This is a genomic window from Streptomyces sp. NPDC006430, assembly GCF_040612395.1.
Classification (GTDB): domain Bacteria; phylum Actinomycetota; class Actinomycetes; order Streptomycetales; family Streptomycetaceae; genus Streptomyces.
The window spans coordinates 225,823-250,435 of record NZ_JBEXQA010000002.1 but is presented as its reverse complement, the minus strand read 5'-3'; the positions used below and the strand labels follow the sequence as shown (position 1 = coordinate 250,435).

The following is a 24,613-nucleotide window of genomic DNA, read 5'->3' as shown; positions in this document are numbered from 1 at the left end:
GGAATTCCACGCGTGACGGAGTACCCCACCTCGCAGGAGGGCCAGCAGCCTGCCGCGGCCGCCGCGACACCGGCCCCGGGCGGCCCCGGCATGCCCTCCACCTCCGGCGGTCGCGCGGACGAGCTCGGCCACGGGAAGGCTCCCGTCCCGGCGGCCGAGGCCGTTCGCGGTTCGGCCGCGCCCGGCGACGACCCCGTACGTGCGCACGCGGAAGCCACCGGTCGGGGTTCCGACGTCCCCCGCCCCCGCGGCGAGGGCGTGCCCGCCCCGCAGGACGGCGCACCCCGCCCGGGCCGCTCCCGTGCGCGCGGCGCCGCAGCGCAGGGCTCGGGCGGCCGGCGCGGACGCGACGGCGACGCGGCACGCAATGCCGCTCGCGGCGCGGCAGGGATACCGAGCGGATCACGCCCGCGCGGCGCCGAGGCCGAGACCGGCGCGGACGCCCCCGCCGACCGCGCCCACGAAGCCCGGGACGCCGCCGGCACGGACGCGCCCGTGGCCCCGGGCGGCGGGAGCTCCGGGGTCGGGCAGGCCCCGTTGGGCGGGGACGGCGGGCTGGCCCGTCGGGAGGGGGACCGGCTGCGCTTCGTCGGGGCGGCCACGCGGCGGATCGCCCGCGGCATCGACCTCGACGAGATCGTGCTCGGCCTGTGCCGGGCCACCGTGCCGACCTTCTCGGACGCCATTCTGGTCTACCTGCGCGATCCCCTGCCGGTGGGTGACGAGCGCCCCGTCGGCCCCGTCGTCTTAAGGCTCCGACGAACCGACCGGCTCCGGCCGATCGACGATCTGACCGGCAGCGACGCGGGCCCAGTCACCGGCGCTGGAGCCGGCACCGGCACGGCCGGCGCACCCGCCGGGACCGCCGGGACCGGCGCGCCCAGCGGAACGGCCGACGGGCTCGATTTCAGCCAGCTGCCGATGGTGGGCCCGCAGGGTGACCTGCCCGCGGCGGAGCTGTGCGAGATCCTCTCCGGCGGCGCGCTGGCCGAGGTGCTGCGCGGCGTACGGCCCGTCTTCGGGTCCTCGGCCGGCGCGATGGACGCGCTGCCGGAGCTGCTGGGCTCGGAGCACCCCGTACCGCGCGGCCAGCGGGCCATCCTCGCGCCGCTGCGCGGCCGGCGCCGCGTGATCGGCGCGGCGGTGTTCCTGCGCAGCCCCGAGCGGCCCGCCTTCGAGCAGAATGACCTCCTGGTCGCCGCCCAGCTGGCCACGCACACCGCGCTCGGCATCGACAAGGCGGTCCTGTACGGCCGTGAGGCGTACATCGCCGACGAGCTCCAGCGCACCATGCTCCCCGACAGTCTCCCCCAGCCCACCGGGGTCCGGCTGGCCTCCCGCTACCTGCCCGCCGCCGAGACGGCTCGGGTCGGCGGCGACTGGTACGACGCCATACCGCTGCCCGGCAGCCGGGTCGCACTGGTCGTCGGCGACGTCATGGGTCACTCCATGACCTCTGCCGCGATCATGGGCCAGCTCAGGACCACCGCGCAGACCCTGGCGCAGCTGGACCTGCCGCCCGCCGAGGTGCTGCACCACCTGGACGAGCAGGCGCAGCGCCTGGGCTCCGACCGGATGGCCACCTGCCTGTACGCGGTCTACGACCCGGTCTCGCACCGGATCACCATCGCCAATGCCGGCCACCCACCGCCGGTGCTCCTCCACCTCGGCGGTCGTGCCGAGGTGCTGCGGGTGCCGCCGGGCGCCCCCATCGGCGTCGGCGGCGTGGACTTCGAGGCCGTGGAACTGGACGCGCCCGCCGGGGCCACCCTGCTGCTGTACACCGACGGCCTGGTGGAGTCCCGGCTGCGGGACGTGTGGACCGGCATCGAGCAACTGCGCGAGCGGCTGGCCACCACCGCCCAGCTGACGGGACTGGACCACCCGCCGCCGCTGGAGGCGCTGTGCGACGACGTCCTGGACATGCTCGGCCCGGGCGACCGGGACGACGACATCGCCCTGCTCGCGGCCCGCTTCGACGGGATCGCTCCGAGTGACGTGGCGTACTGGTTCCTGGACCCGGAGGAGACCGCTCCGGGTCGGGCCCGTCGGTTCGCCCGCCGCGCGCTGACCCGGTGGGGTCTGGAGGAGCTCCAGGACTCGCTGGAACTGCTGGTCAGCGAGGTGGTCACCAACGCCGTCCGGTACGCCGAGCGGCCCGTGACCCTGCGCCTGCTGCGGACCGACGTCTTGCGCTGCGAGGTGGGCGACGACTCTCCGCAGCTGCCCCGCCAGCGCCGGGCCAGGGACACCGACGAGGGCGGCCGCGGGCTGTTCCTGGTCAACCGGATGGCGCGGCGCTGGGGTGCGACCCGGCTGAGCAGCGGAAAGGTGGTCTGGTTCGAGCTCCCGTTGCCCGGAGCGCATGATCGGCGTTGACTGGGTAGGCGGGGGGAGGCCCAGCGATGGCTGGAGAAGCGACCCTACCGACCCAGGGGATGACGCTCGTGACCCAGGATGCGCGCAAGATCCCGTACACGACCAACAACGCCGGGGTGCCGGTGGAGAGCGACGAGCATTCGCTCACCGTCAGCCCCGACGGCCCGATCCTGCTCCAGGACCACTACCTGATCGAGAAGATGGCCCAGTTCAACCGCGAGCGGGTCCCCGAACGGGTGGTCCACGCCAAGGGTGCGGGCGCGTACGGCGTCTTCCAGGTGACCAACGACGTCAGCCAGTTCACCAAGGCGGACGTGTTCCACCCGGGCCGCAGGACCGAGATGCTGGCCCGTTTCTCGACGGTCGCGGGAGAGCAGGGCTCTCCCGACACCTGGCGGGACCCGCGCGGTTTCGCCCTGAAGTTCTACACCGAGTACGGCAATTACGACCTGGTCGGCAACAACACGCCGATCTTCTTCGTGCGGGACCCGAGCAAGTTCCAGGACTTCATCCGCTCGCAGAAGCGCCGACCCGACAACGGGCTGCGCGACCACGACATGCAGTGGGACTTCTGGACCCTGTCCCCCGAGTCCGCGCACATGGTGACGTGGCTGATGGGCGACCGGGGCATCCCGAAGACGTACCGCCACATGAACGGCTACGGCTCCCACACCTACCTGTGGGTCAACGGCGGCGGCGAGAAGTTCTGGGTGAAGTACCACTTCAAGACCGACCAGGGCATCGACTTCCTGACGCAGGCCGAAGCCGACCGGATCGCGGGCGAGAACCCCGACTACCACCGGCAGGACCTGTTCGAATCGATCGCGAACGGCGAGCCGCCGAGCTGGACGCTGAAGATCCAGGTCATGCCGTTCGAGGACGCTCCGGACTACCGGTTCAATCCCTTCGACCTGACCAAGGTGTGGCCGCACGGCGACTACCCGCTGATCGAGGTCGGCCGGATGACGCTAAACAAGAACCCGGACAACTACTTCATCCACATCGAACAGGCCGCCTTCGAGCCCTCGAACCTGGTGCCGGGCATCGGCCCGTCGCCGGACAAGATGCTGCTGGGCCGCCTGTTCTCGTACCCGGACACCCACCGGTACCGGATCGGGCCGAACTACGCCCAGCTCCCGCCGAACCGGGCCCGCTCGCTGGTCTCCTCGTACGCGAAGGACGGCGCCATGCGCTTCGAGGCGTCGAACGCGGCCCGTCCGTACGCGCCCAACTCGTACGGCGGCCCGGCGGCCGACGTCGACCGCTTCGGTGAGCCGGCCGGCTGGGCGACGGCGGGCGAGATGGTGCGGGAGGCGTACTCCCTGCGCAGCGAGGACGACGACTGGGGGCAGGCGGGCACGATGGTGCGCCAGGTGCTGGACGACGCGGCGCGCGAGCGTCTCGTCTCGAACGTCAGCGGGCACCTGAAGGACGGGGTCAGTGCCCCGGTCCTGGAGCGTGCGTTCCAGTACTGGCGCAACGTCGACAAGACCCTCGGCGACCGAATCGCCACGGCGGTGCAGGGCGGCTGAGTCCGGACCACGCGACAAACGACCGCCGCCCCGCAGCACGGATGCTGCGGGGCGGCGGTGTGTTCGGGGCCCCGATCCGCTACGGGAGCACCGGGTTCGGCGGGCTCTTCGTCGGGTCCGGGCTCTTCGTCGGGTCCGGGGACTTCGTCGGGTCCGGCTTCGTCGGGCTCTTGGTCGGGCTCGGCGAGCTCTTGGTCGGGCCCGGCGAGGCCTGCGACGGCGAGTTGCTGGCCGCCGGCGGGCTGGAGGACTGGCTGGCCGAACTCGACGGGGAGTTGCTGCGGGTCGGCGTCTGCGAGGGGCCCATCTTCGCCTCGGAGAGGTCGAACTCGGCGGTGTCCACGCCCTTGAGCGCGGCCAGCGTGTACGCCTTCCAGATCTCGGCCGGGAAGCTGGAGCCACCTGCTCGGCCACCGCCGGCGGTACCGGTCAGGGTGACCTGCTTGGCGGTGCCCGGTTCCTCACCGAACATCGCGACGACGGTGACGAGTTCCGGCGTGTACGCGGTGAACCAGGCAGCCACGTTGGACTCGGTGGTGCCCGTCTTGCCCGCGGCCTCGTAGGCGGAGCTCTTGACGGCCTTGCCGGAGCCGTCGTTGACGACGCCGGTGAGCACCTTGGTCACCGTGTCGGCGGTCTCGCGGCTGACGGCCTGGGCGCCGACGGACTCGACCGGCTTGTACTCGCGGTCGTGGTGCTTGGCGCTCTTGATCATCGTCGGGGTGATCTTCTTGCCGTGGTTGTCGAGGGTGGCGTAGACGCCGGCCATCTCGACGGTGTTGGCGCTCATGGTGCCGAGCGACATGGCCGGCTTGTCGTCGGGCCAGCCGTCGCGGTCGCGCATGCCGAGCTGGAGGGCCGTCTTCTTCACGTTCTGCGGCTTCACGTCCACGATCATCTGGGCGTACACCGAGTTCACGGAGGAGTTGGTGGCCGCCTGGACCGTGAGCATCGGGTCGCCGTAGTTGACGTTGTCCTGGTTCTGCGGCGCGAAGGGGACCTTGCTGCCGACGACCGGGCGCTTGCTGGTGCCGTCGTAGAGCGCGTTCGGGGTGATCGGCTTGCCGTCCTGCGTGGTCGCCTTGTTCTCCAGCGCGGAGGCGAGCACGATCGGCTTGAAGGTCGAGCCCGGCTGGAAGTCGGTGCGCAGGGCGTTGCTCGACCAGTGGTCGGACAGGCCGGTGCCGCCGTACATCGCGACGATCGCGCCGGTCTTGGGGTCCACGGAGGTGGCGCCGGCCTGGACGCTCGCGTCGATGGGCCGGTCCTTGCGGTCGAGCTTGGACTCCAGCTCGTCCTGGACGGCCTTTTCCAGGGCCGCCTGCTTCTTCGGTTGGATGTTGAGGGTGATCTCCCAGCCGCCGGCCTTGAGCTCCTGGGAGGTCATCCCGGTCTGCCGCCGCAGCTCGGCGTCGGCCGCCTGCTTCAGGTAGCCCTTCTGGCCTTCCATGCCGGGATCGGCCTTGGGCTTGATCGGCGCCTGGAACTGGAGCTGTTTGCGCTTGGCCGCGTCGAGTGCGCCCATCTCGACCATGTTGTCGAGGACGCCGTTGAAGCGGATCATGACCAGTCTCTTGCCGTTCGGGCCGGCCGTCGCCACGTCGTAGTCGCTGGGAGCCTGGAGGACGGCGGCGAGGTAGGCCCCCTGCTCCAGGGTCAGCTTGTCGACGTCGACGCCGTAGTAGGCCTGGGCCGCGGCCTGGATGCCGTATGCGCCGCGCCCGAAGTAGCTGGTGTTCAGGTAGCCGGCGAGGATCTCGGGCTTCTTCATGCGCTGGTCGACCTTGAGGGAGATCACCAGCTCCTTGAGCTTCCGGGTCGCCGTCTGGTCCTGGTTCAGGTAGAAGTTCTTGACGTACTGCTGGGTGATCGTCGAACCGCCGGCCGTGCCCTTGCCGGTGGCCGTGTTGAACAGGCCTCGGGCGACACCGATGAAGTCGACGCCGCTGTCCTGGTAGAAGGACTTGTTCTCGATCGCGATGAAGCCCGTCTTGACGTCCTCCGGAACCCTGTCGATCGGCACGATCTCGCGGTTCATCGTGCCGTCGCGCGCCATGATCGAGCCGTCGGCGTACTTGTAGACGTTGCTCTGCTTGATGGCGTCGGCGTTGGGGTCGGGCTCGTCCACGTAGAAGTAGAGGGCGACGAGTGCGCCCATGCCGAGCAGAGCCATCCCGAAGAACGCCCCGAGGATCTTCTTCCAGGTGAAGAAGCGGCGTATACCGGTCCGTTTGCCGGTACTTCCCTTCCCCGTGGCGCGCCCGCGTGGCGTACGCCGCGCGCCGCGCTGCTGCTGCGCCTTTCGCGCTTCTGCTCGGCCCATCGCTCCCGCTCCGCTCGATATCCCCCCGATGTCAGCTCAGAAAGCTAACACCGCAGGTTGTGACAAAGGTTGGCCAACCATGGCCAATATCGGTCAATTCGGACGTGAGAATCAGCACCCACATCAAGGGAACCGACGCGCCCCAAGCCCATAGGGTTGCGGCACCCCAGAAAAGTGATATCACTTTGCTAGGCGGCTCGACCGGCCGCCATCTAACGAAACGGGGCAGATGATGACGAAGACGGCGGGAACCGCGATAGACGTACGGGAGTTCACGGCGCGCAGCGTCGGCGGTGGACTGGCCCTGCTGACAGGGCTGTTGGGGGCGATAGCCGGGGCGGGACTGATCGCACTCGGCGCGAGCGCGGACGGCGCCCCGGCGCACGTGGGCCTGATCATGCCCGGCATCCTGCTGATCCTCGCTTCGGTCGTCGCGATGAGCGGTCTGAACACGGTGGCTCCGGGCGAGGCCCGCGTGGTCCAGCTGTTCGGCCGCTACCGGGGGACGATCCGTACCGACGGGCTCCGCTGGGTCAACCCGCTGACCTCGCGGGAGAAGATCTCCACCCGGGTGCGCAACCACGAGACGGCCGTCCTGAAGGTCAACGACGCCTACGGAAACCCGATCGAGCTGGCTGCGGTCGTGGTGTGGCGGGTGGAGGACACCGCGCGGGCCACCTTCGAGGTGGAGGACTTCACCGAGTTCGTGGAGACCCAGACCGAGGCGGCGGTCCGGCACATCGCGATCGAGTACCCGTACGACTCGCACGAGGAGGGCGGCCTGTCGCTGCGCGGCAACGCCGAGGAGATCACCGAGAAGCTGGCGCAGGAACTGCACGCACGGGTGGAGGCGGCCGGCGTCCACATCATCGAGTCCCGCTTCACGCATCTCGCGTACGCTCCGGAGATCGCCTCCGCGATGCTCCAGCGCCAGCAGGCAGGTGCGGTCGTGGCGGCCCGCAAGCAGATCGTCGAAGGGGCGGTCGGCATGGTCGAACTGGCCCTGACCCGCCTGGCGGAGGAGGACATCGTGGACCTGGACCCGGAACGCAAGGCCGCCATGGTCTCGAACCTGATGGTGGTCCTCTGCGGGGACCGCGCGGCCCAGCCGGTCGTCAACACGGGCACCCTCTACCAGTGAGCCCCGCCGGCGAGCCGGAAACCTCCGGGCAGGAACGGCGCCGGGCACCGGGGCGAGCGCCGGGCGCCACGCCGGGGCAGGAGCGGGATACGCGCACGGCCCGCCAGGCACGCAAGCAGGTACTGCTGCGGCTCGACCCGCAGGTGTACGACGCCCTCGCGCGCTGGGCGGGCGAGGAACTGCGCAGCGCGAACGCGCAGATCGAGTTCCTGCTCCGGCGCGCCCTGTCCGAGGCCGGCCGCCTCCCGGGTGGCGCCGCCCCGATCCCGCCCCGCGGCCGCCCCCGGGTCTCGCCCGACTCCTGACGGCCGTACGGGTGGCGCCCGGGCCGGGGCCGGCCCCGGCCCGATGTGGTGGGGGCGTGCACGGCGCGCCTTTCGAGAGCTTCCGGAGCAGGGCCCTTTGCCCTCAAGGTGCCAGCCGCCCCGGGGCCCGGCTCCGAGCCGCCGCCCGGCGGGCCCAAGTCCCTTCGAATGGCCGCAGGGTGGACGCGAAGCCCGCTGTGCACCGGATGTATACATGGAGCGTATACACCGTGTGTATAGTCCGGTGCATGTCCATCGGTCACACGCTGCTCGGCCTCCTGGAGGCCGGCCCGCGCCACGGTTACGACCTCAAGCGCGCTTTCGACGAGAAGTTCGGCCACGACCGCCCCCTCGCCTACGGGCAGGTCTACTCGACCATGTCCCGCCTCCTGAAGAACGGCCTCGTCGAGGTCGAGGGAATGGAGAGCGGCTCCGGACCGGACCGCAAGCGGTACACCATCACCGACGCCGGCATCACCGACGTCGACGCCTGGCTCGCCCAGCCCGAGAAGCCCGAGCCCTACCTCCACTCGACCCTCTACACCAAGGTCGTCCTCGCCCTGCTCACCGGCCGCAGCGCGGCCGACCTGCTGGACAGCCAGCGGGCCGAACACCTGCGGCTCATGCGCGTCCTGACGCAGCGCAAGCGCAACGGCGACCTCGCCGACCAACTCGTGTGCGACCACGCCCTCTTCCACCTGGAAGCGGACCTGCGGTGGCTGGAGCTCGCCGCCGCACGCCTCGACCAACTCGCCCAGGAGGTACGCCGATGACCCCAGCCGCCGCCCTGCTCTCGGCCACGGACCTCCGCAAGACGTACGGCCCCACGAAGGCCCTCGACGGCGCGGAGTTCTCCATCCACCCCGGTGAGGTCGTCGCCATCATGGGCCCGTCCGGCTCCGGCAAGTCGACCCTGCTCCACTGCCTCGCCGGGATCGTCCCGCCCGACTCCGGCACCATCACGTACGCGGGCCGCGAGCTGTCCGCCATGAACGACGCCGAGCGCAGCGCGCTGCGCCGCAGCGAGTTCGGCTTCGTCTTCCAGTTCGGCCAGCTCGTCCCCGAGCTGAGCTGCGTGGAGAACGTCGCCCTCCCGCTCCGCCTGAACGGGGTGAAGCGGAGGGAGGCCGAACGGACCGCCCTGCACTGGATGGAGCAGCTCGAGGTCGAGGAAGTGGGCCACAAGCGCCCCGGCGAGGTCAGCGGCGGTCAGGGCCAGCGCGTCGCCGTCGCCCGCGCCCTGGTCACCGGCCCCCGAGTGATCTTCGCCGACGAACCCACCGGCGCCCTGGACTCCCTCAACGGCGAGCTGGTGATGCAGCTGCTGACCGAGGCCGCCCGCTCCGCCGATGCCGCCGTCGTCCTGGTCACGCACGAGACCCGGGTGGCCGCGTACTCCGACCGCGAGATCGTCGTACGCGACGGCAGGTCCCGCGACATGGAGCGCATCGCATGAGCAGGATCCGGGTGTGGGGGCGCGACCTGTCCATGGGCGCCCGGTTCGCCCTCGCCGGTGGCCGCGAGGGTTGGACCCGCATCCTCCTCACCGGCGTGGGCGTCGGCCTCGGCGTCGCCCTGCTGCTGATCACCGCCGCCCTGCCGAGCGCCCTGGCTGCCCGGGAGGAGCGCGGGAGCGCCCGTTCCACCGCGAGCTCGCACCTGGCGCGCGAGCCGGCGGCGGACACCCTGCTCGTCTCCCCCAGCTCGCAGACCTTCCGCGACCTGAGCGTGTTCGGTGCGCTCCTCAAGGCCGAGGGGCCGGACGCCCCCGTGCCGCCCGGCCTGAAGAAGATCCCCGGTGACGGTGAACTGGCCGTCTCCCCCGCCCTCGACGCGCTGCTGAAGTCCGAGGACGGCGCGGCCCTGCGGGCGCGCCTGAGCGGCCCCGTCACCGCGATCATCGGCGACGCGGGCCTGGCCGGCCCCGGTGAGCTGTACTTCTACCAAGGTCGCGGCGACCTCCACGGCGCCGACGGCAGCCCGGCCTCCCGCGTCAAGCGGGTCACCGACTTCGCCGACGACTTCGGGGAGGAGCCGCTCACCCCCGTCCTGATGCTGCTGGTCGTGCTGACCTTCGTCGCCCTGCTGACCCCGGTGGCCGTGTTCGTCGCCGCGGCCGTCCGCTTCGGCAGCGACAGCCGCGACCGCAGGCTGGCCGCCCTGCGGCTGGTCGGCGCCGACGGGCGTGCGGTACGCCGGATCGCGGCGGGCGAGGCCCTGGCGGGCTCGTTGGCCGGGCTCGTCCTGGGGACCGGCTTCTTCCTGATCGGCAGCCGGTTCGTCAGCGACATCTCTGTCTCGCAGCGCAGCATCTTCCCGGCCGACCTCAACCCCTCCCCCGTGCTGGCCACCCTCGTCGTGCTCGCCGTCCCGGCCGTCGCCGTCGCCGTGACCCTGTTCACCCTGCGCGGCGTGGTCATCGAACCGCTGGGCGTCGTACGGACCATCACCCCCGGCCGACGGCGCGTGGCGTGGCGGCTGCTGATGCCGCTGGCCGGACTGGCCGCGCTGGTGCCGCTGACGGGCCGCGGCGACTCCGGCGGCCGGTTCAACCAGTGGCAGGTCTCCGGCGGAGTGGTCCTCCTGCTCGTCGGGATCACCGCCCTCCTGCCCTGGGTGCTGGAGCGGGTCGTGGGACGGCTGAGGGGTGGCAGGGTGTCGGTGCAGCTCGCCGTGCGCCGCCTCCAGGTCAGCAGCGGCACGGCGGCACGGCTGGTCAACGGCATCGCGGTCGCCGTGGCCGGGGCGATCGCCCTGCAGATGCTCTTTGCGGGCGTGGAGGACAAGTACCTCCAGGAGACGGGCGAGGACCCCTCGCGGGCCTCCCTCTCGATCCAGTTGCGCGCCGGGACGGGCGACCCCACCGCCGAGGACGTCGCCCGGGAGATGGCGGGTGCTCGGGGCGTCACCCGGGCCGTGGGGCTGACCGGGGTGCGCGCCGCGCCCTCGGTCCCCGCCCCGACGAACACCGGCGTCGAACTCACCATCGGCACCTGCGAGTCGCTGCGCGAGATCGCGTTCTTCGACTCCTGCGAGGACGGGGACGTCTTCGTCCTGCCCGGCGCGAACCCCGAGACCGCGGCGCCCGGACGGAAGGTCTTCGTCGGGGCGGTGCAGCACCCGTCCGACGCTTCCGGCGTCGGGTCGTGGACCGTTCCCGCCCGGCTGAAGAGCGCCGCCGGGCGGCGCGACCCGGTCGGCGTCGTACACGGCGGCCTGCTGGTGACCCCCGCCGCGGCGCCGAAGCCGACGGGCGCGACCGAATGGTCGCAGGTGCACGCGCAGGTCGACCCGAACGTGCCGGACGCCTTGGAGTGGGCCCGGGCCGCCGCCTTCCGGGCCGACCCGACGGGTACGGCCCTGACCCTCCAGTACGTCCGGCAGAGCAAACGCTTCACGGCCATCCGCACCGCCCTGTTCATCGGGGCCGCCGTGGTGCTGGTGCTGATCGGCGCGAGCCTGCTGGTCTCGCAGCTGGAGCAGTTGCGCGAGCGTAAGAAGCTGCTGTCGGCGCTGGTCGCCTTCGGTACCAAGCGCTCCACGCTGAGCATGTCGGTGCTGTGGCAGACGGCGCTGCCGATCGGCTTGGGCCTGGGGCTGGCCACCGCCGTCGGCGTCGGGCTGGGTTCGGTGCTGATGCGGATGACGGACGTGGCGGTCCACATCGACTGGTACGCGGTCGCCGCCCTGGTCGCCGCCGGCGCGGGCGTGGTCGCCCTGGTGACCCTGCTCAGCCTGCCGCCGCTGCTGCGCCTGATGCGCCCGGACGGCCTGCGTACGGAGTGAGCCCCTGGCACGCAGCCGTCCGTACGCCCGTTCCCGCCGGGCCGCCCTACTCGGCGGGCCAGACCGGGAGCGGGCGTACGGCTTCGCGCAGCGCGGCAGCGATCTCCCGGAACTCCTGCTGGCGAGCCGTGCCCGTCCGCATGGCGAGCGCGATCCGTCGCGAGGGGGCGGGCTCGGCGAAGTACCCGGTGGCCAGGTACTCGTTGCGGGCGGTCTCCAACCGCAGCGCGGTGCGCGGCAACAGCGTCACCCCCAGTCCACCGGCGACCAGTTGGACGAGGGTGGACAGTCCGGCCGCGGTGGTGGTGACGTCCGCCCCGTCGGTCCGGCCCGCCTCGCGGCAGATGTCCAGGGCCTGGTCGCGTAGGCAGTGCCCCTCGTCGAGCAACAGGAGTTGCAGGCCCCGCAGTTCCTCGCGCGGGATGTCGCGGCGGCCGGCGAGGGGATGTTCCCGGGGGGCGAGGAGTACGAAGTCCTCGTCGAAGACGGGCAGTTCGGTGACCCCGGGGACCCCGAGCGGCACCGCGAGCAGCAGGAGGTCGAGCCGCCCTCCGGCCAGCCCCTCCAGCAGCGAGGACGTCTGCTCCTCGTGCACCTGGAGGTCCATCAGGGGATAGCGCCGGTGGAACAGCCCGAGCACTGTCGGAAGCAGGTACGGAGCCACTGTGGGGATGACCCCGAGCCGCAGGATTCCGGTGAAGGGGGCCCGTACCGCCTCGGCCTCCTCCAGCAGGGCGCCCATGGCGTCGAGGACCGCCCGGGCCCGGGCCGCGATCCGCTCACCCGCCGGGGACAGCAGCACCTTGCGGGTGGTGCGCTCCAGCAGCTGCACGCCGAGGGCCTCTTCCAGGGCGGAGACGGCCCCGGAGAGCGCGGGCTGGCTCATTCCGATGGCCGCGGCGGCGTCCCGGAAGTGCAGGTGCTCGGCGACGGCCGCGAACGCGCGCAGCTGCGCGAGCGTCGCCTGCTTCGCTCCCCTATTACCGACAGCCACTGATAGGCACCTCCGATCACCCAACACAAGACTATCTATTTCCGTAATCAATGCAGCTGTGTCAGCATGTGAGATCCGTCCAACCCCCTCGGAAAACCCCCAAAAGGGCTATTTTCCTTTCCGCAAGGAGAGCACGTGCTCACTGTCGGTGACAAGTTCCCTGCCTACGATCTGACCGCTTGTGTCTCGCTCGACGCCGGCAGCGAGTTCGCCCAGATCGACCACAAGACCTACGAGGGCAAGTGGCGCGTGGTGTTCTTCTGGCCGAAGGACTTCACCTTCGTCTGCCCGACCGAGATCGCCGCCTTCGGCAAGCTGAACGACGAGTTCCTGGACCGCGACGCCCAGGTCCTCGGCGTCTCCGGCGACTCCGAGTTCGTCCACCACGCCTGGCGCAAGGACCACGCCGACCTGCGTGACCTGCCCTTCCCGATGCTGGCCGACTCCAAGCACGAGCTCATGCAGGCCTGTGGCGTGCAGGGCGAGGACGGCTTCGCGCAGCGCGCCGTCTTCATCGTCGACCAGAACAACGAGATCCAGTTCTCGATGGTGACCGCCGGTTCCGTGGGCCGTAACCCCAAGGAGGTCCTGCGGGTCCTCGACGCCCTGCAGACCGACGAGCTGTGCCCCTGCAACTGGACCAAGGGCGAGGACACCCTCGACGCCGGCGCGCTGCTGGCCGGTGAGTGACGGATGTCGCTCGACTCCCTCAAGTCCGCGATACCGGACTTCGCCAAGGACCTGAAGCTGAATCTCGGCTCGGTTATCGGCAACAGCGACCTCCCGCAGCAGCAGCTGTGGGGCACGGTCCTGTCCTGTGCGATCGCCGCGCGCTCCCCGCGCGTGCTGCGTGAGCTGGAGCCGGAGGCGAAGGCGGCCCTGTCGCCGGAGGCGTACACCGCCGCCAAGTCCGCAGCCGCGGTCATGGCGATGAACAACGTCTTCTACCGCACCCGGCACCTGCTCTCCGACCCGGAGTACGGCACGCTGCGGGCGGGCCTGCGGATGAACGTCATCGGCAACCCGGGCGTGGAGAAGGTCGACTTCGAGCTGTGGTCGCTCGCCGTCTCCGCGATCAACGGCTGCGGCCAGTGCCTGGACTCGCACGAGCAGGTCCTGCGCAAGGCCGGCGTCGACCGCGAGACGATCCAGGAGGCCTTCAAGATCGCCTCGGTGATCCAGGCCGTCGCGGTCACCCTCGACGCCGAGGCCGCCCTCGCCGCCGAGTAGGTCCTCCCCGTACGGACTCCAGGCCCCCGCAGCCGTTCCCGGCCGCGGGGGCCTGGCGCGTCACGTGTGCCGCATCACGTATGCAGGGCCGCCATCAGCGCGCGCATGTCCTCGATCATCGCCGCCTGGACGGCGTCCTCGTCCGGGCGGCTGTCGTTCGACTCCCCGAACCAGTGGACGCTGAGCGTGAAGACGGCGCCGCCGTCGATCACCTGGAGCCGCGTGCCACCGGTCCACCGGTGCAGCAGCGCCCGTTCACCGAGCCCGGGGACCTGTTCCTTCGCGGCGCCCGTGCCCGCCATGTCCCCGAAGCCCCCGATGCCCCCGATGCTGGGCGGGCCCGCGCCGAACTCGGGCCGGGGATCGGTCTTCTTGTGCAGCTGCACCGCCACCTGGACCTCGTACGACGTACGGCCCTCGACGTACGAAGCCTCGTGCGCGCAGTACGACCAGTCCAGCGCGGGGTGCTCGCCGTGGCGCGAAGTGCCCTCGGCGAGCACCGCCGTGGACCGGAACACCGCGGGCAGCGGCACCTTGCAGAGGTCTTCGGTCTGCCGGTAGGCGATCCGCGGCGCATCGGCGAAACGGTCCTGCACCGCCAGGAGCCCCGCCCAGACGGCCGAGGCCAGCACGGCCCCGCCCAGGGCCCATAACCAGGCCGTACGCAACCCCCGTACCGGCTCGCGCGGGGCGTCGGGTTCCGCCGGCCCGGCAGGTCGGCCGGCCTCCCACTCCCCTTCGAGTTCAGGCTCGCTGATCACGCCCGGCCTCCCGAACGGTCTCTTCGAACGCCGTCGACCCGTGCGGAGCGGGCCCGATCGGGGCTGCGCCGTACAGCAGCTGGTCCCGGGAGTAGGCCCGCAGGTAGCCCACCACCGTGTTGGTGACGGCGACCAGCGGGACGGCGACGACCGCACCACCGATGCCCGCGATCATGCCGCCCGCGGCCACCGAGAGCACCACCGCGAGCGGATGCACCCGTACCGCCCGGCCCAGGATGAAGGGCTGGAGCACGTGCCCCTCGATCTGCTGCACGGCCAGCACCACGGCCAGCACCAGCAGCGCGGTCCACGGCCCCTGGGTCACCAGGGCGACGACGACCGCGAGGGCGCCCGAGATGACGGCGCCGACGAGCGGGATGAACGCGAAGAGGAAGATGAAGACGGCCAGTGGCACCGCCATCGGCACCTTGAGGAAGTAGATGCCGAGGCCGATGAAGATGGCGTCGATCAGGGCGACGAGCACCGTGCCGCGCACGTACGCCGTCAGCGTGCGCCAGGCGCGCGGACCGGCGCCCGCGACGCCGGGTCGGGCGGCGGCCGGGACCAGGCCGAGCACCCAGACCCAGATGCGCTTGCCGTCGTAGAGCAGGAACAGCGTCGAGAACATCGCGAGCAGGATGCCCGTCAGCACCTCGACGAGCACCGTCACGCCCTGCAGACCGGCGGAGGTGATCTGCTCTGTGTTGGTGCCGATGGTCTCGCTGAGGTTCTTCGCGATGTCGTTGATCTGCTTCTCGGTCACGTGGAACGGACTGTCCAGTGCCCAGAGTTTGAGCTCGTTGATGCCGTCGCGGACTCGGGCGGAGAGGTCGTCGAGGTTCTCCATGACCTGCCAGACCACGAACCAGCCGACCAGGCCGATGACCACGAACCCGAGGATCGCGGTGACAGCGGTGGCGAGCCCGCGCGGCAGGCCGAGGCGGCGCAGCCGGACCACGAAGGGCTGCAACAGCGCGGTGACGAGCAGGGCGGCGGCGAAGGCGAGGACGACCAGGCGGACTTCGCTGATCACCTTCATCAGCACCCAGAGCATCCCGGCGAGCAGCAGGAGCCGCCAGCTGACCTCGGCGGCGACCCGCACGCCCCACGGGACGACGCTCACCGGATCGGGGCGCTCGCGCGGGCCGGGCGGGCCCGGACGGTCGAGGTGTTCCCGATGCGCCGCAAAGGCTCCGGGGGTCGGGGACACCGAAGCGTCCGCGCCGCTCCCGACACCGGCGGGGACGGCAGCGGCGGCGGGGACGGCAGCGGGGACCGGACGGGCGCCCATGGCCTCGGCCTCGACCTCGGCACGCCGCGCGTTGAGCCGGGCCTCCATGCGGTTCAGCCTGTTCCCGAGCCGGCCGAGCCAGCCTGCCGTCTTCGACATGTCGTTCCTTTCCCCCCATGCGTGGACACACCTCGAAAGACCGTACACGCGAGGAGCCCCGCACCGTAGGACGGTGCGGGGCTCCTGGGAGTTGAGCGGAGGCTAGTACCAGTCGTTGGCCTGGTGGAAGCTCCAGGCGCTGCACGGGCTGCCGTAGCGGCTGTTCATGTAGTTCAGGCCCCACTGGATCTGGGTGGCCGGGTTGGTGCGCCAGTCGGCGGCGACCGAGGACATCTTCGAGCCCGGGAGCGCCTGGACCAGACCGTACGCGCCCGAGGACGAGTTCACGGCCTTGTAGTTCCAGGTGGACTCAGCATCGACGATGTTCGAGAAGCACTGGAACTGTCCCGCCGGGACGATCTGCTGGGCGATGGCCTTGACCTGGGCGACCGTGTAGGAGCTCTGGACGGCGAAGTCGCCGGCGCTGCGGGTCGCGGAGCGGCTGGCGACCTGCTCCTTCTCCTCGCGCTCCTTCTTCGCCTTCTCGTCGGCAGCCTTCTGCGCCTCGGCCTTCTTGGACTTGGCGTCCTCGGCGGCCTGGATGCGGGCGGCTTCCTCGGCCGAGCGCTTGGCATCGGCGTCGGCACCCTGGGCGATGGCGTCGGCCTGCTGCGTCAGGGACGCGTTCTGGACCTGCGCCTGCTCGCCGACCGGGATGTCCGTGAGGAGGGTCGCCCCGGACGCGGTGGTCTCGAGATCGTTCGAGGCGGGGTCGCCAGCGGCAACGCCCACGACTGCGCCGACGGTGGTGACCGCCGTGGCCGAAGCCACAGCGAATCCCCGGACCGAGATCCGGCTCACACGGTGTCCTTCCAGCAGCGTCCGCAGTGACCGGGCGGGCGCAATAGTGCCCCTCGATACTGGCCTCCATACTGCTGCGATCACTGGAGGCGCTGGCCCGTGGGCAACTCCCTTGCGGAGGTTGCCGCGTGGTGCTCGGGCGGCATACGGCGAACGACTGTGGAGTTGTGGTGCTGCGCGTACCTCACGAGAGGTACAGGTGTGGCCGTATGCGGGGCCTGACGGAAAACAGACTCTGCCGGACCCCGACACCGCAAGGCAATTCTCCGATGCGTGGGAAAGGTCACACCAGGCATGTTGCGGTTGGTTTCGTCAAAGACCTGTGCAGCACGACGCCGCCCGACTAGGCTCTGATGCCTTTGCCGGGCGGCGCCAACTCTCTTTCCCTTACGGGGCGTTTGCCGGGTTCGCCCCGGAGGCGTTCATCCCTACAGGGACTCCAGCATCTCGGTGACCAGCGCGGCGATCGGCGAACGCTCGGAGCGGGCGAGCGTGACGTGGGCGAAGAGCGGATGGCCCTTCAGCTTCTCAACGACGGCTACCACTCCGTCGTACCGGCCGACCCGCAGGTTGTCCCGCTGGGCGACATCGTGGGTCAGAACGACCCGTGAATTGGCCCCGATTCGGGACAGAACGGTCAGCAGGACATTGCGCTCCAGCGACTGTGCCTCGTCCACGATCACGAAGGCGTCGTGCAGCGAGCGTCCACGGATGTGCGTGAGCGGCAGGACCTCCAGCATCCCGCGGTTGAGCACCTCTTCGATGACCTCGCGGCCGGCCACCGCCGAGAGGGTGTCGAAGACCGCCTGCGCCCAAGGGCTCATCTTCTCGGACGCGTCCCCGGGCAGGTAGCCGAGGTCCTGGCCGCCGACGGCGTACAGCGGCCGGAAGACCATCACCTTCTGGTGCTGCCTGCGCTCCAGCACCGCCTCCAGGCCCGCGCACAGCGCCAGCGCCGACTTTCCGGTGCCGGCCCGGCCGCCCATCGAGATGATGCCGATCTCCGGGTCGAGGAGCAGGTCGAGGGCGATCCGCTGCTCGGCGCTGCGCCCGTGCAGCCCGAAGGCCTCGCGGTCACCCCGTACGAGCCTCACGTTGCCGTCCGCCGTGACCCGGCCCAGGGCCTTGCCCCGCTCGGACTGCAGGACGAGCCCCGTGTGCACGGGCAGTTCGGCGACCTCCGGTACGTACAGCCGCTCCTCGGAGTAGAGCAGGTCGATCTGCTCCGCGGAGAGCACGAGCTCGCTCATACCGGTCCAGCCGGCATCGGTGATCGCGAGCTCCGCCCGGTACTCCTCGGCCAGCAGCCCCACGGAGGAGGCCTTGATGCGCAGCGGGAGATCCTTCGAAACGACCGTGACGTCATAGCCCTCGGCCTGGAGATTGCGGGCGACGGCGAGGATCCGCGAGTCGTTGTCCCCCAGTCGGAAGCCGGCGGGCAGGACACCGGGGTCGGAGTGGTTGAGCTCGACACGCAGGGTGCCGCCCAGATCGCCCAGTGGGATGGGAGCGTCGAGGCGACCGTAGCGGACCCGGAAGTCGTCGAGCAGGCGCAGGGCCTGACGGGCGAAGTAGCCGAGTTCGGGATGGTGCCTCTTCGCCTCCAGCTCAGTGATCACCACGATCGGGAGCACGACCTCGTGCTCGTCGAAACGGGAGAACGCGTTGGGGTCTGCCAGCAGGACGCTGGTGTCGAGGACGTAGGTCCGCCTGTCGGGCAGGCGGCGCTTTGTGCTGGTCACCACGGAAGGACGTACCCCCTCGGAAGAGGTCGGGCCATGAAGACCGGACCGGTCATCGGCACCCATGCCGGGGCCGATTTCCGGCCCTCCCACTTCGTCCGTGCGAACCGCACGTGCGTCCTGGTGCAAAGGGCCTCCCGGGCGGACGACCCCATGCCGTCCGCTGAGACTCGACACCCGTGGATCGGGCATCGACCTGAAAGGGATATTCCCCGAACAGGTCCAGCCATGCCATGGCATATGACGGACGCTCGGTGAATCCCTAGTGAAGGCCTTGCGGGGAGGACGGGTGGTGCCGAAGGGGCGCGCGGGGCACGGCGACGGCGCGCCACCGGAGGTCCGGGGCGCGCCGCGAGAGGTGCCGAAAATCGCCGTACGGTGTTTCGGGAGGGGTGGAAGAGGCCGAGGGGGAGCGGTGAGGGGCGGAGGGGGCCCGAGGGGGCGTCAGGCGCCCCGGTCGTCAGGTGCCGTAGCGCCGGTGGCGTGCCGCGTAGTCGCGCAGCGCCCGCAGGAAGTCGACCTTGCGGAAGGCCGGCCAGAAGACCTCGCAGAAGTAGTACTCCGAGTGCGCGCTCTGCCACAGCATGAACCCGGACAGCCGCTGCTCGCCGCTGGTGCGGATCACCAGGTCCGGGTCGGGCTGGCCGCGCGTGTAGAGGTGCTCGGCGATGTGGTCGATGTCGAGGATCTCGGCGAGCTCCTCGAAGGAGGTGCCCTTCTCCGCGTGCTCCAGCAGCAGCGAGCGGACCGCGTCCGCGATCTCCTGGCGGCCGCCGTAGCCGACGGCGACGTTGACGAGTATCCCGTCGACGTCATGCGTGGCCTGCTCGGCCTCCTTCAGGACGGACTGCGTCTGCCCGGGCAGGATGTCGAGGTTGCCGACGTGGTGGATGCGCCACCGGCCGTCCGCGGCAAGGCCCCGGACCGTGTTCTCGATGATGTTGAGCAGCGGACGGAGCTCGACCTCCGGCCGGTCCAGGTTGTCCGTGGACAGCATCCACAGGGTGACGACCTCGACGTCCGTCTCGGTGCACCAGCCCAGCATCTCGGAGATCTTGTCGGCCCCGGCCTGGTGGCCCTGTTCCGTCGTACCTCCGGACGCCTTCGCCCAGCGCCTGTTCCCGTCCAGGATCACGCCGATGTGCTTGGGCGACGCGTCGTGGTCGAGGCGGCCTTCCACCCGGCGTGCATAGAGCCTGTACACCAGGTCGCGCAGCTTCACGATCTTCCAGCCCCTCCGTGCAAAGCCCCCGTGCAAATTGCGGTCCTCCCCCGAGGCCGCCACATTACTGCGCGGCGGGATCGGGTACCCAACTCGGTCTGTCACAAGTCCGTGATAGGGAGGACAACGTGACTGATAACAATCTCTATCGGGCAGAGCCCTCGCGCTACGACTCCATGGAGTACCGGCGCACCGGCCGCAGCGGCCTCAAGCTCCCCGCGATCTCCCTCGGCCTCTGGCACAACTTCGGCGACGACAAGTCACTGGAGTCCCAGCGGGCGATCCTGCGCCGGGCCTTCGACCTCGGCGTCACCCACTTCGACCTGGCGAACAACTACGGGCCGCCCCCCGGCTCGGCCGAACTCAACTTCGGCAAGATCTTCGCGCAGGACTTCGCGTCCTACCGCGACGAGCTGATCCTCTCCACCAAGGCCGGCTACTTCATGCACGAGGGGCCGTACGGCGAGTGGGGTAGCCGCAAGTACCTGATGAGCTCGCTCGACGCCTCGCTGAAGCGGATGGGCGTGGACTACGTCGACATCTTCTACTCGCACCGCTTCGACCCGGAGACCCCGCTGGAGGAGACCATGGGCGCGCTCGCGTCCGCGGTCCAGCAGGGCAAGGCGCTCTATGTCGGCGTCTCCTCGTACACCGCAGAGCAGACGGCCGAGGCGGCGGGGATCCTGCGCGAGATGGGGGTGCGACCGCTGATCCACCAGCCCTCGTACTCCATGATCAACCGCTGGACGGAGGAGGACGGGCTGCTGGACACCCTGGAGGAGGCCGGCATGGGCTGCATCTCCTTCGCGCCGCTCGCGCAGGGGCTGCTCACCGGCAAGTACCTGAAGGGCATCCCCGAGGGCTCCCGGGCCACCCAGGGCAAGTCCCTCGACCCGGACCTGCTGTCGGACGAGGTGCTCCGACGCCTGACCGGGTTGAACGAGATCGCCGCGCGGCGCGGGCAGTCGCTGGCGCAGCTGGCGCTGAGCTGGGTGCTCCGCGACGAGCGGATGACCTCCGCACTGATCGGTGCTTCGAGCGTGTCCCAGCTGGAGGAGAACGTGGCGGCTCTGGCCGGCGCGCCGCTCTCGGAACAGGAGCTGAAGGAGATCGACTCCTTCGCCGTTTCCACCCCCGGCACCAACATCTGGGCCCAGCGGGGCTGACCTGCGCTTTTGCCCGACAGCTCCGGAAAACAAAAAACGGGCCGGTCCGTGGGGGGGGATACGGACCGGCCCGAGGGGGGGGTTCCACCATAACCCTTCGTAAAGCGTGATGCGTGCATTGGCGCAAGATGATTACGCTCCGAAACCACCCAGCAGCACTCCGGTGAGGGCTCCGGCGACCATGAACGGACCGAAGGGGAACGCCTTCCCGCCTCCTCCGGAGCCCCGGAGCACCAGGGTCAGGCCGTACAGGGCGCCGAAGAGGAAGCCGAGGAAGGCCCCGGCGGCCCATACCCCCCACCCGTACCACCCAAGGGCGACCCCGAGCGCGAGCGCCAGCTTGACGTCGCCGAACCCCATGCCGGCGGGATTGATCAGGAAGAGCACCAGGTACGCAGCGCCGAGCGCGCCCCCGCCAAGCAGCGCGAGCCGCCAGGACCCGGCGGAGCCGGGCAGGAGGGCGACCCCACCGAGCGCGGCGGCCATGCCGGCCGCCAGGGGCAGGGTGAGCACGTCGGGCAGCCGGTGCACGGCCAGGTCGACGAGCGCCAGCAACACGAGCAGCGGCGCCACCCCGACGAACACCACCGTCTCGGGCCGCCCCCCGACGGCCCAACCGAGAACCCCGCACACCCCACCGGCGACCGCGGCGGCCCCGACCGCGCCGGGGCCGTACGCATGCCGCCCCGCCGCCCCCGCCGCCGGCGTCCCCGCCGTCCCCGGGGACGGCGGGGCACCCGCAGGGAGCCGGCAGCGGGACGGGCCCAGCCAGCCGGGGATCGCGTGGCCCTCGGGGCAGCGGTCCCGCCAGGGCTCGCCCGGCTCGACCGAAAGTCGGTATGCGGCCCGCGGCAGCAACAGCCCGGTGGCCGCGCCGTACGCGGCGGCAAGGATGATCACGACCAGGCCCATCCGCCGACGGTAGGCGCAGACGCCGCCGCCGGCATGGGCCCGGGGGCCCAACCACCCCTACCCTGGCGGCCATGACGGTCACGCGGCGGCGGTGGAAGGACGGCGGGGCCCTGCTCCGCCTCGACACGGACCACGAGCCCGTCCCCCTGGAGATCGCGGCCTCCTACCGGGCCCGGACCCGCGGCCTGCTCGGGCGGGACCGGATCGACGGCGCCCTGCTCCTCACTCCGGCCGGGAGCGTGCACACCTTCCGGATGCGGTTCGCGATCGACGTGGCGTACCTGGACCGCCGCCTGCGGGTCATTGCCCTGACCACCATGCCGCCCGGGCGGCTGGGACTGCCCCGGCTGCGCTCCCGGCACGTCCTGGAGGCCGGGGCCGGGTCCATGGCCGCATGGGGTCTGCGGGTCGGGTCACAGGTGAGCATCGACGGACCGGAGCGTCTCAACTGTCGCTAGGTCACGCGCGGCCCCGGCGGTAGGTTGGGGCGGTTGAGCTGGGGTCTCAGGGGAGCGGCATGACGGAGAACGCGCGGATCAAGGCGCTGGAGCAGATCATGCCGGCGACGCACGGCGCCGACGAGGACATCGACTGGCCTGCGGCCGAGGCCGCATGGAACACCCGCTTCCCGGCCGACTTCATCGCGTTCATGGGCCGTTTCGGCGCCGGCTCCATCAATGGCGAGGCCAGCATCCTGCTGCCGCTGCCCAAGCCCGGACTCCAGTGGGACCCGGCCACGATGGCCGAGGAGACCGACAACGCCCGCCAACTCTGGGAGGCGGAGGGCGGCCGGGCCGCCTTCGACGTGGACCCCGAGTCGGTCATCGCGTGGGGCGTCACCGGCGGGTCCGACATCCTCTGCTGGCTCACCACCGACCCCGATCCGGACCGCTGGCCCGTCCTGGTGATAGGCCGCCACACCTCCGACCCCTTCGCCGTCCATCCGTACGGCATGGCCGAATTCCTCTACCGGCTCTGCTCCGACGAGTTCGACGTCAGCCCGGTCAGCATCACCTTCTGGGACGGCGGGCACCTCAGCTTCGTGCACTGGCGCAAGGCCCAGCGCCGCTGGCAGGAGGGCCGCAATCCGGAGACGGGCGAGCCCGACCCGTACGCGGGCGAGTTCGCCGACTGAGCCGCCCGCTCCAGCGGGCTCACCCGGCCCGCCCTGTCTGTTCGACCCGACCGGCCCGCCCGGCCCGCCCCGCCTGATCCGCACCCGTCATCCCGTTCCCCGACCCCGATCGGCCGGAACCGGGCGTTTCGGCATGTCTACGCGCGTCCGATTTGTTGACCACATATCGGAAAACACCATCTGGAAAAGCCGCACTTGGAGCATTGACCACAAGTGCTGAGCCAATGGGATCAACTGCCCCGCCACAGGAGAGAATTCCGGCCAACGGGCCACGGACGGACGCCCCGGCCCTGCCCGGCCCGGCCCGGAGCAACTCATAAGCAGTAACGGGACTCAAAAGAAATTCAGGGGAATACCACCGTGCAACGAAGAATCTCCGGCACGGCCGCGACCGCGGTCGTGCTCGGCCTGCTGATCCCGCTGGCCGGATGCGGCGGCTCCGTCAACGACACAGGTGACAGGGGCACGCTGCGCCTGGTCGCGGCGGAATACGGCGACAGCCAGGCCACCAGTTCCAAAGCCTTCTGGGACGAGGTGACGGCCGAATTCACCCGCGCCAACCCCGACATCAGGGTCCAGGTCCAACTCCTGCCGTGGACGGACATCGACCGCGAGGTCTCTCGTATGGTCAAGGCTGGAAACCCGCCGGACATCGCCCTCATGGGCTCGTACTCCGACTTCGCGGCCCGGGGCGAGCTCTATTCCGCGGACGAGCTCCTCTCGGTCAACGCCGAGGCGAACTTCCTCCAGCCGCTCGCCGAGGCCGGCTCCGTCGGCAGCACCCTCTACGGCCTGCCCTGGGTGGCGAGCAGCCGTCTCCTCTTCTACAACGAAGGACTGTTCAAGCAGGCGGGCGTCAGCGCCCCCAAGACCTGGTCCGATCTGAAGTCCGCAGCCAAGGCGCTCAAGGACAAGGGTGTGAAGTTCCCGTACGCCATGCCCCTGGGGCCGGAGGAGGCGCACGCCGAAGCGATGATCTGGGAGTTGAGCAACGGCGGCGGCTATGCCGACAACAGCGGCAACTACGACCTGGCCTCCGACCAGAACGTCCAGACCTTCCGCTGGATCAAGGACAACCTCGTCACCCCCGGGCTGACCGGGCCCGTCCCGGCTCAACCGCGCCGACGCGTTCGCCGCCTTCGTGCGGGGCGAGGTCGGCATGCTCAACGGCTATCCCTCGCTCGCCCACGAGGCGCGTGCCAAGGGCATCGGCGTGGGCACCGTGGCCATGCCGGTTTCGGACACCATCGGGTCCGGGGAGGTGCCGCCGACCGTGGGCGTCGCCGACTGGATGATGGCGTTCAAACAGCACGGCAAGCGGGAGCAGATCGGCGCGTTCCTGGACTTCGTCTACCAGGACAAGAGCCTGTCGGACTTCGCGAACCGCTACCACCTGCTCCCCTCGACCGTCTCCGCCTCCCGCAACCCGTCCGGCGGTGGGATCGACCGGAACGACGAGCAGTTCCTCACCGCCCTGCGCGGCGCCCAGCTGTACCCGGTGAACGACCCGTCGTGGGTGACGGTCAGCGACATCATCAAGCGCAACATCGGCCGTGCCGTGGAAGCGAACGGCGACGCGAAGGCCGTCCTCGAAGACATCGCCACCAAGGCGAACGAGGCCAGCAGAAAGCACTGAAACGTCCCGTCCGAAAAGGGACTTTCGCCCCCTGCCGCACCCCACCCCGTGCGGCATAATGGCTGCTACGGCCCTTGATCCAAGGCCGCGGCCCAGTCGCCCGCCGAGCGCCCACAAGGTGCGCGGGGCGGCCGGCCCCTCCGCTCCCCGCCGTCCCA

The 24,613-nt window shown here is 70.7% G+C and carries 20 protein-coding genes and 1 pseudogene; 13 read left to right on the top strand and 8 right to left on the bottom strand.

The annotated features are described in order from the left end of the window. Window positions 1-12 precede the first annotated feature (12 nt). On the top strand, window positions 13-2,379 hold the full coding sequence (locus ABZZ20_RS04255; RefSeq protein ID WP_356866547.1) for a SpoIIE family protein phosphatase: 2,367 nt from the start codon (window positions 13-15) through the stop codon (window positions 2,377-2,379). 68 nt (window positions 2,380-2,447) lie between these two features. After that, the gene (locus ABZZ20_RS04250; RefSeq protein WP_356866545.1) at window positions 2,448-3,911 is read left to right on the top strand and encodes a catalase; all 1,464 of its coding nucleotides are present in this window, start codon (window positions 2,448-2,450) and stop codon (window positions 3,909-3,911) included. Between the two features lie 79 nt (window positions 3,912-3,990). Here the strand turns inward: ABZZ20_RS04250 and ABZZ20_RS04245 are convergent, their stop codons facing one another. Next, window positions 3,991-6,234: a transglycosylase domain-containing protein gene (locus tag ABZZ20_RS04245; protein ID WP_356866543.1), complete on the bottom strand. Its 2,244-nt coding sequence runs from the start codon at window positions 6,232-6,234 to the stop codon at window positions 3,991-3,993. A 229-nt stretch (window positions 6,235-6,463) separates the two neighbouring features. Here ABZZ20_RS04245 and ABZZ20_RS04240 point away from each other — a divergent pair, with 229 nt between their 5' ends. From ABZZ20_RS04240 to ABZZ20_RS04220, 5 genes are all read left to right on the top strand, one after another. After that, on the top strand, window positions 6,464-7,375 hold the full coding sequence (locus tag ABZZ20_RS04240; protein ID WP_356866541.1) for an SPFH domain-containing protein: 912 nt from the start codon (window positions 6,464-6,466) through the stop codon (window positions 7,373-7,375). Beyond that, a complete protein-coding gene (locus ABZZ20_RS04235; protein WP_356866539.1) occupies window positions 7,372-7,680 on the top strand; it encodes an AT hook motif protein in 309 nt (102 codons plus the stop codon). The genes ABZZ20_RS04240 and ABZZ20_RS04235 overlap by 4 nt, the downstream gene beginning before the upstream one ends. Window positions 7,681-7,928: 248 nt before the next feature. Further along, entirely contained in the window at window positions 7,929-8,453 is a 525-nt protein-coding gene (locus ABZZ20_RS04230; protein WP_356866537.1) for a PadR family transcriptional regulator, read from the top strand. Continuing rightward, a complete protein-coding gene (locus ABZZ20_RS04225; RefSeq protein WP_356866535.1) occupies window positions 8,450-9,136 on the top strand; it encodes an ABC transporter ATP-binding protein in 687 nt (228 codons plus the stop codon). Before ABZZ20_RS04230 ends, ABZZ20_RS04225 begins: the two co-directional genes overlap by 4 nt. After that, entirely contained in the window at window positions 9,133-11,466 is a 2,334-nt protein-coding gene (locus tag ABZZ20_RS04220) for an FtsX-like permease family protein (protein WP_356866533.1), read from the top strand. Before ABZZ20_RS04225 ends, ABZZ20_RS04220 begins: the two co-directional genes overlap by 4 nt. Window positions 11,467-11,512: 46 nt before the next feature. On the opposite strand, the gene ABZZ20_RS04215 is transcribed toward ABZZ20_RS04220, so the two are convergent. Further along, window positions 11,513-12,460: a hydrogen peroxide-inducible genes activator gene (locus tag ABZZ20_RS04215; protein WP_356866531.1), complete on the bottom strand. Its 948-nt coding sequence runs from the start codon at window positions 12,458-12,460 to the stop codon at window positions 11,513-11,515. A gap of 135 nt (window positions 12,461-12,595) precedes the next feature. Here ABZZ20_RS04215 and ABZZ20_RS04210 point away from each other — a divergent pair, with 135 nt between their 5' ends. Next, window positions 12,596-13,150, top strand: a complete 555-nt coding sequence (locus ABZZ20_RS04210) for a peroxiredoxin (protein WP_356866529.1) — start codon at window positions 12,596-12,598, stop codon at window positions 13,148-13,150. A gap of 3 nt (window positions 13,151-13,153) precedes the next feature. Next, window positions 13,154-13,690: an alkyl hydroperoxide reductase gene (locus tag ABZZ20_RS04205; protein WP_053786237.1), complete on the top strand. Its 537-nt coding sequence runs from the start codon at window positions 13,154-13,156 to the stop codon at window positions 13,688-13,690. A gap of 74 nt (window positions 13,691-13,764) precedes the next feature. Here ABZZ20_RS04205 and ABZZ20_RS04200 read toward each other — a convergent pair whose 3' ends face one another. The 5 genes from ABZZ20_RS04200 to ABZZ20_RS04180 all read right to left on the bottom strand — a co-directional run bounded on the left by ABZZ20_RS04200 (window position 13,765) and on the right by ABZZ20_RS04180 (window position 19,606). Next, window positions 13,765-14,451 carry a hypothetical protein gene (locus ABZZ20_RS04200; RefSeq protein ID WP_356866527.1) on the bottom strand — a complete coding sequence of 229 codons (687 nt, stop codon included), beginning with the start codon at window positions 14,449-14,451 and terminating at the stop codon, window positions 13,765-13,767. Further along, window positions 14,435-15,841: an AI-2E family transporter gene (locus ABZZ20_RS04195; RefSeq protein WP_356866525.1), complete on the bottom strand. Its 1,407-nt coding sequence runs from the start codon at window positions 15,839-15,841 to the stop codon at window positions 14,435-14,437. The genes ABZZ20_RS04200 and ABZZ20_RS04195 overlap by 17 nt, the downstream gene beginning before the upstream one ends. 102 nt (window positions 15,842-15,943) lie before the next feature. Next, a complete protein-coding gene (locus ABZZ20_RS04190; protein ID WP_356867205.1) occupies window positions 15,944-16,660 on the bottom strand; it encodes a transglycosylase SLT domain-containing protein in 717 nt (238 codons plus the stop codon). A gap of 410 nt (window positions 16,661-17,070) precedes the next feature. Then, on the bottom strand, window positions 17,071-18,387 hold the full coding sequence (locus ABZZ20_RS04185; protein ID WP_356866523.1) for a PhoH family protein: 1,317 nt from the start codon (window positions 18,385-18,387) through the stop codon (window positions 17,071-17,073). A 457-nt stretch (window positions 18,388-18,844) separates the two neighbouring features. Next, window positions 18,845-19,606, bottom strand: a complete 762-nt coding sequence (locus tag ABZZ20_RS04180) for an isoprenyl transferase (RefSeq protein ID WP_356866521.1) — start codon at window positions 19,604-19,606, stop codon at window positions 18,845-18,847. Window positions 19,607-19,734: 128 nt separating this feature from the next. Here ABZZ20_RS04180 and mgrA point away from each other — a divergent pair, with 128 nt between their 5' ends. Then, window positions 19,735-20,772: an L-glyceraldehyde 3-phosphate reductase gene (mgrA, locus tag ABZZ20_RS04175; RefSeq protein ID WP_356866519.1), complete on the top strand. Its 1,038-nt coding sequence runs from the start codon at window positions 19,735-19,737 to the stop codon at window positions 20,770-20,772. Between the two features lie 132 nt (window positions 20,773-20,904). On the opposite strand, the gene ABZZ20_RS04170 is transcribed toward mgrA, so the two are convergent. Next, window positions 20,905-21,684, bottom strand: a complete 780-nt coding sequence (locus ABZZ20_RS04170; protein WP_356866517.1) for an A24 family peptidase — start codon at window positions 21,682-21,684, stop codon at window positions 20,905-20,907. A 71-nt stretch (window positions 21,685-21,755) separates the two neighbouring features. On the opposite strand from ABZZ20_RS04170, the gene ABZZ20_RS04165 reads away from it, so the two are divergent. The 3 genes and pseudogenes from ABZZ20_RS04165 (at window position 21,756) to ABZZ20_RS04155 (ending at window position 24,455) form a co-directional block, all read left to right on the top strand. Further along, window positions 21,756-22,142: a DUF192 domain-containing protein gene (locus tag ABZZ20_RS04165; RefSeq protein ID WP_356866515.1), complete on the top strand. Its 387-nt coding sequence runs from the start codon at window positions 21,756-21,758 to the stop codon at window positions 22,140-22,142. 59 nt (window positions 22,143-22,201) lie between these two features. Further along, window positions 22,202-22,819 (top strand): SMI1/KNR4 family protein, encoded by a 618-nt coding sequence (locus tag ABZZ20_RS04160; protein ID WP_356866513.1) that lies wholly within the window; start codon window positions 22,202-22,204, stop codon window positions 22,817-22,819. A gap of 420 nt (window positions 22,820-23,239) precedes the next feature. Further along, window positions 23,240-24,455 (top strand): annotated as a pseudogene (locus ABZZ20_RS04155) (extracellular solute-binding protein). Window positions 24,456-24,613 lie beyond the last annotated feature (158 nt).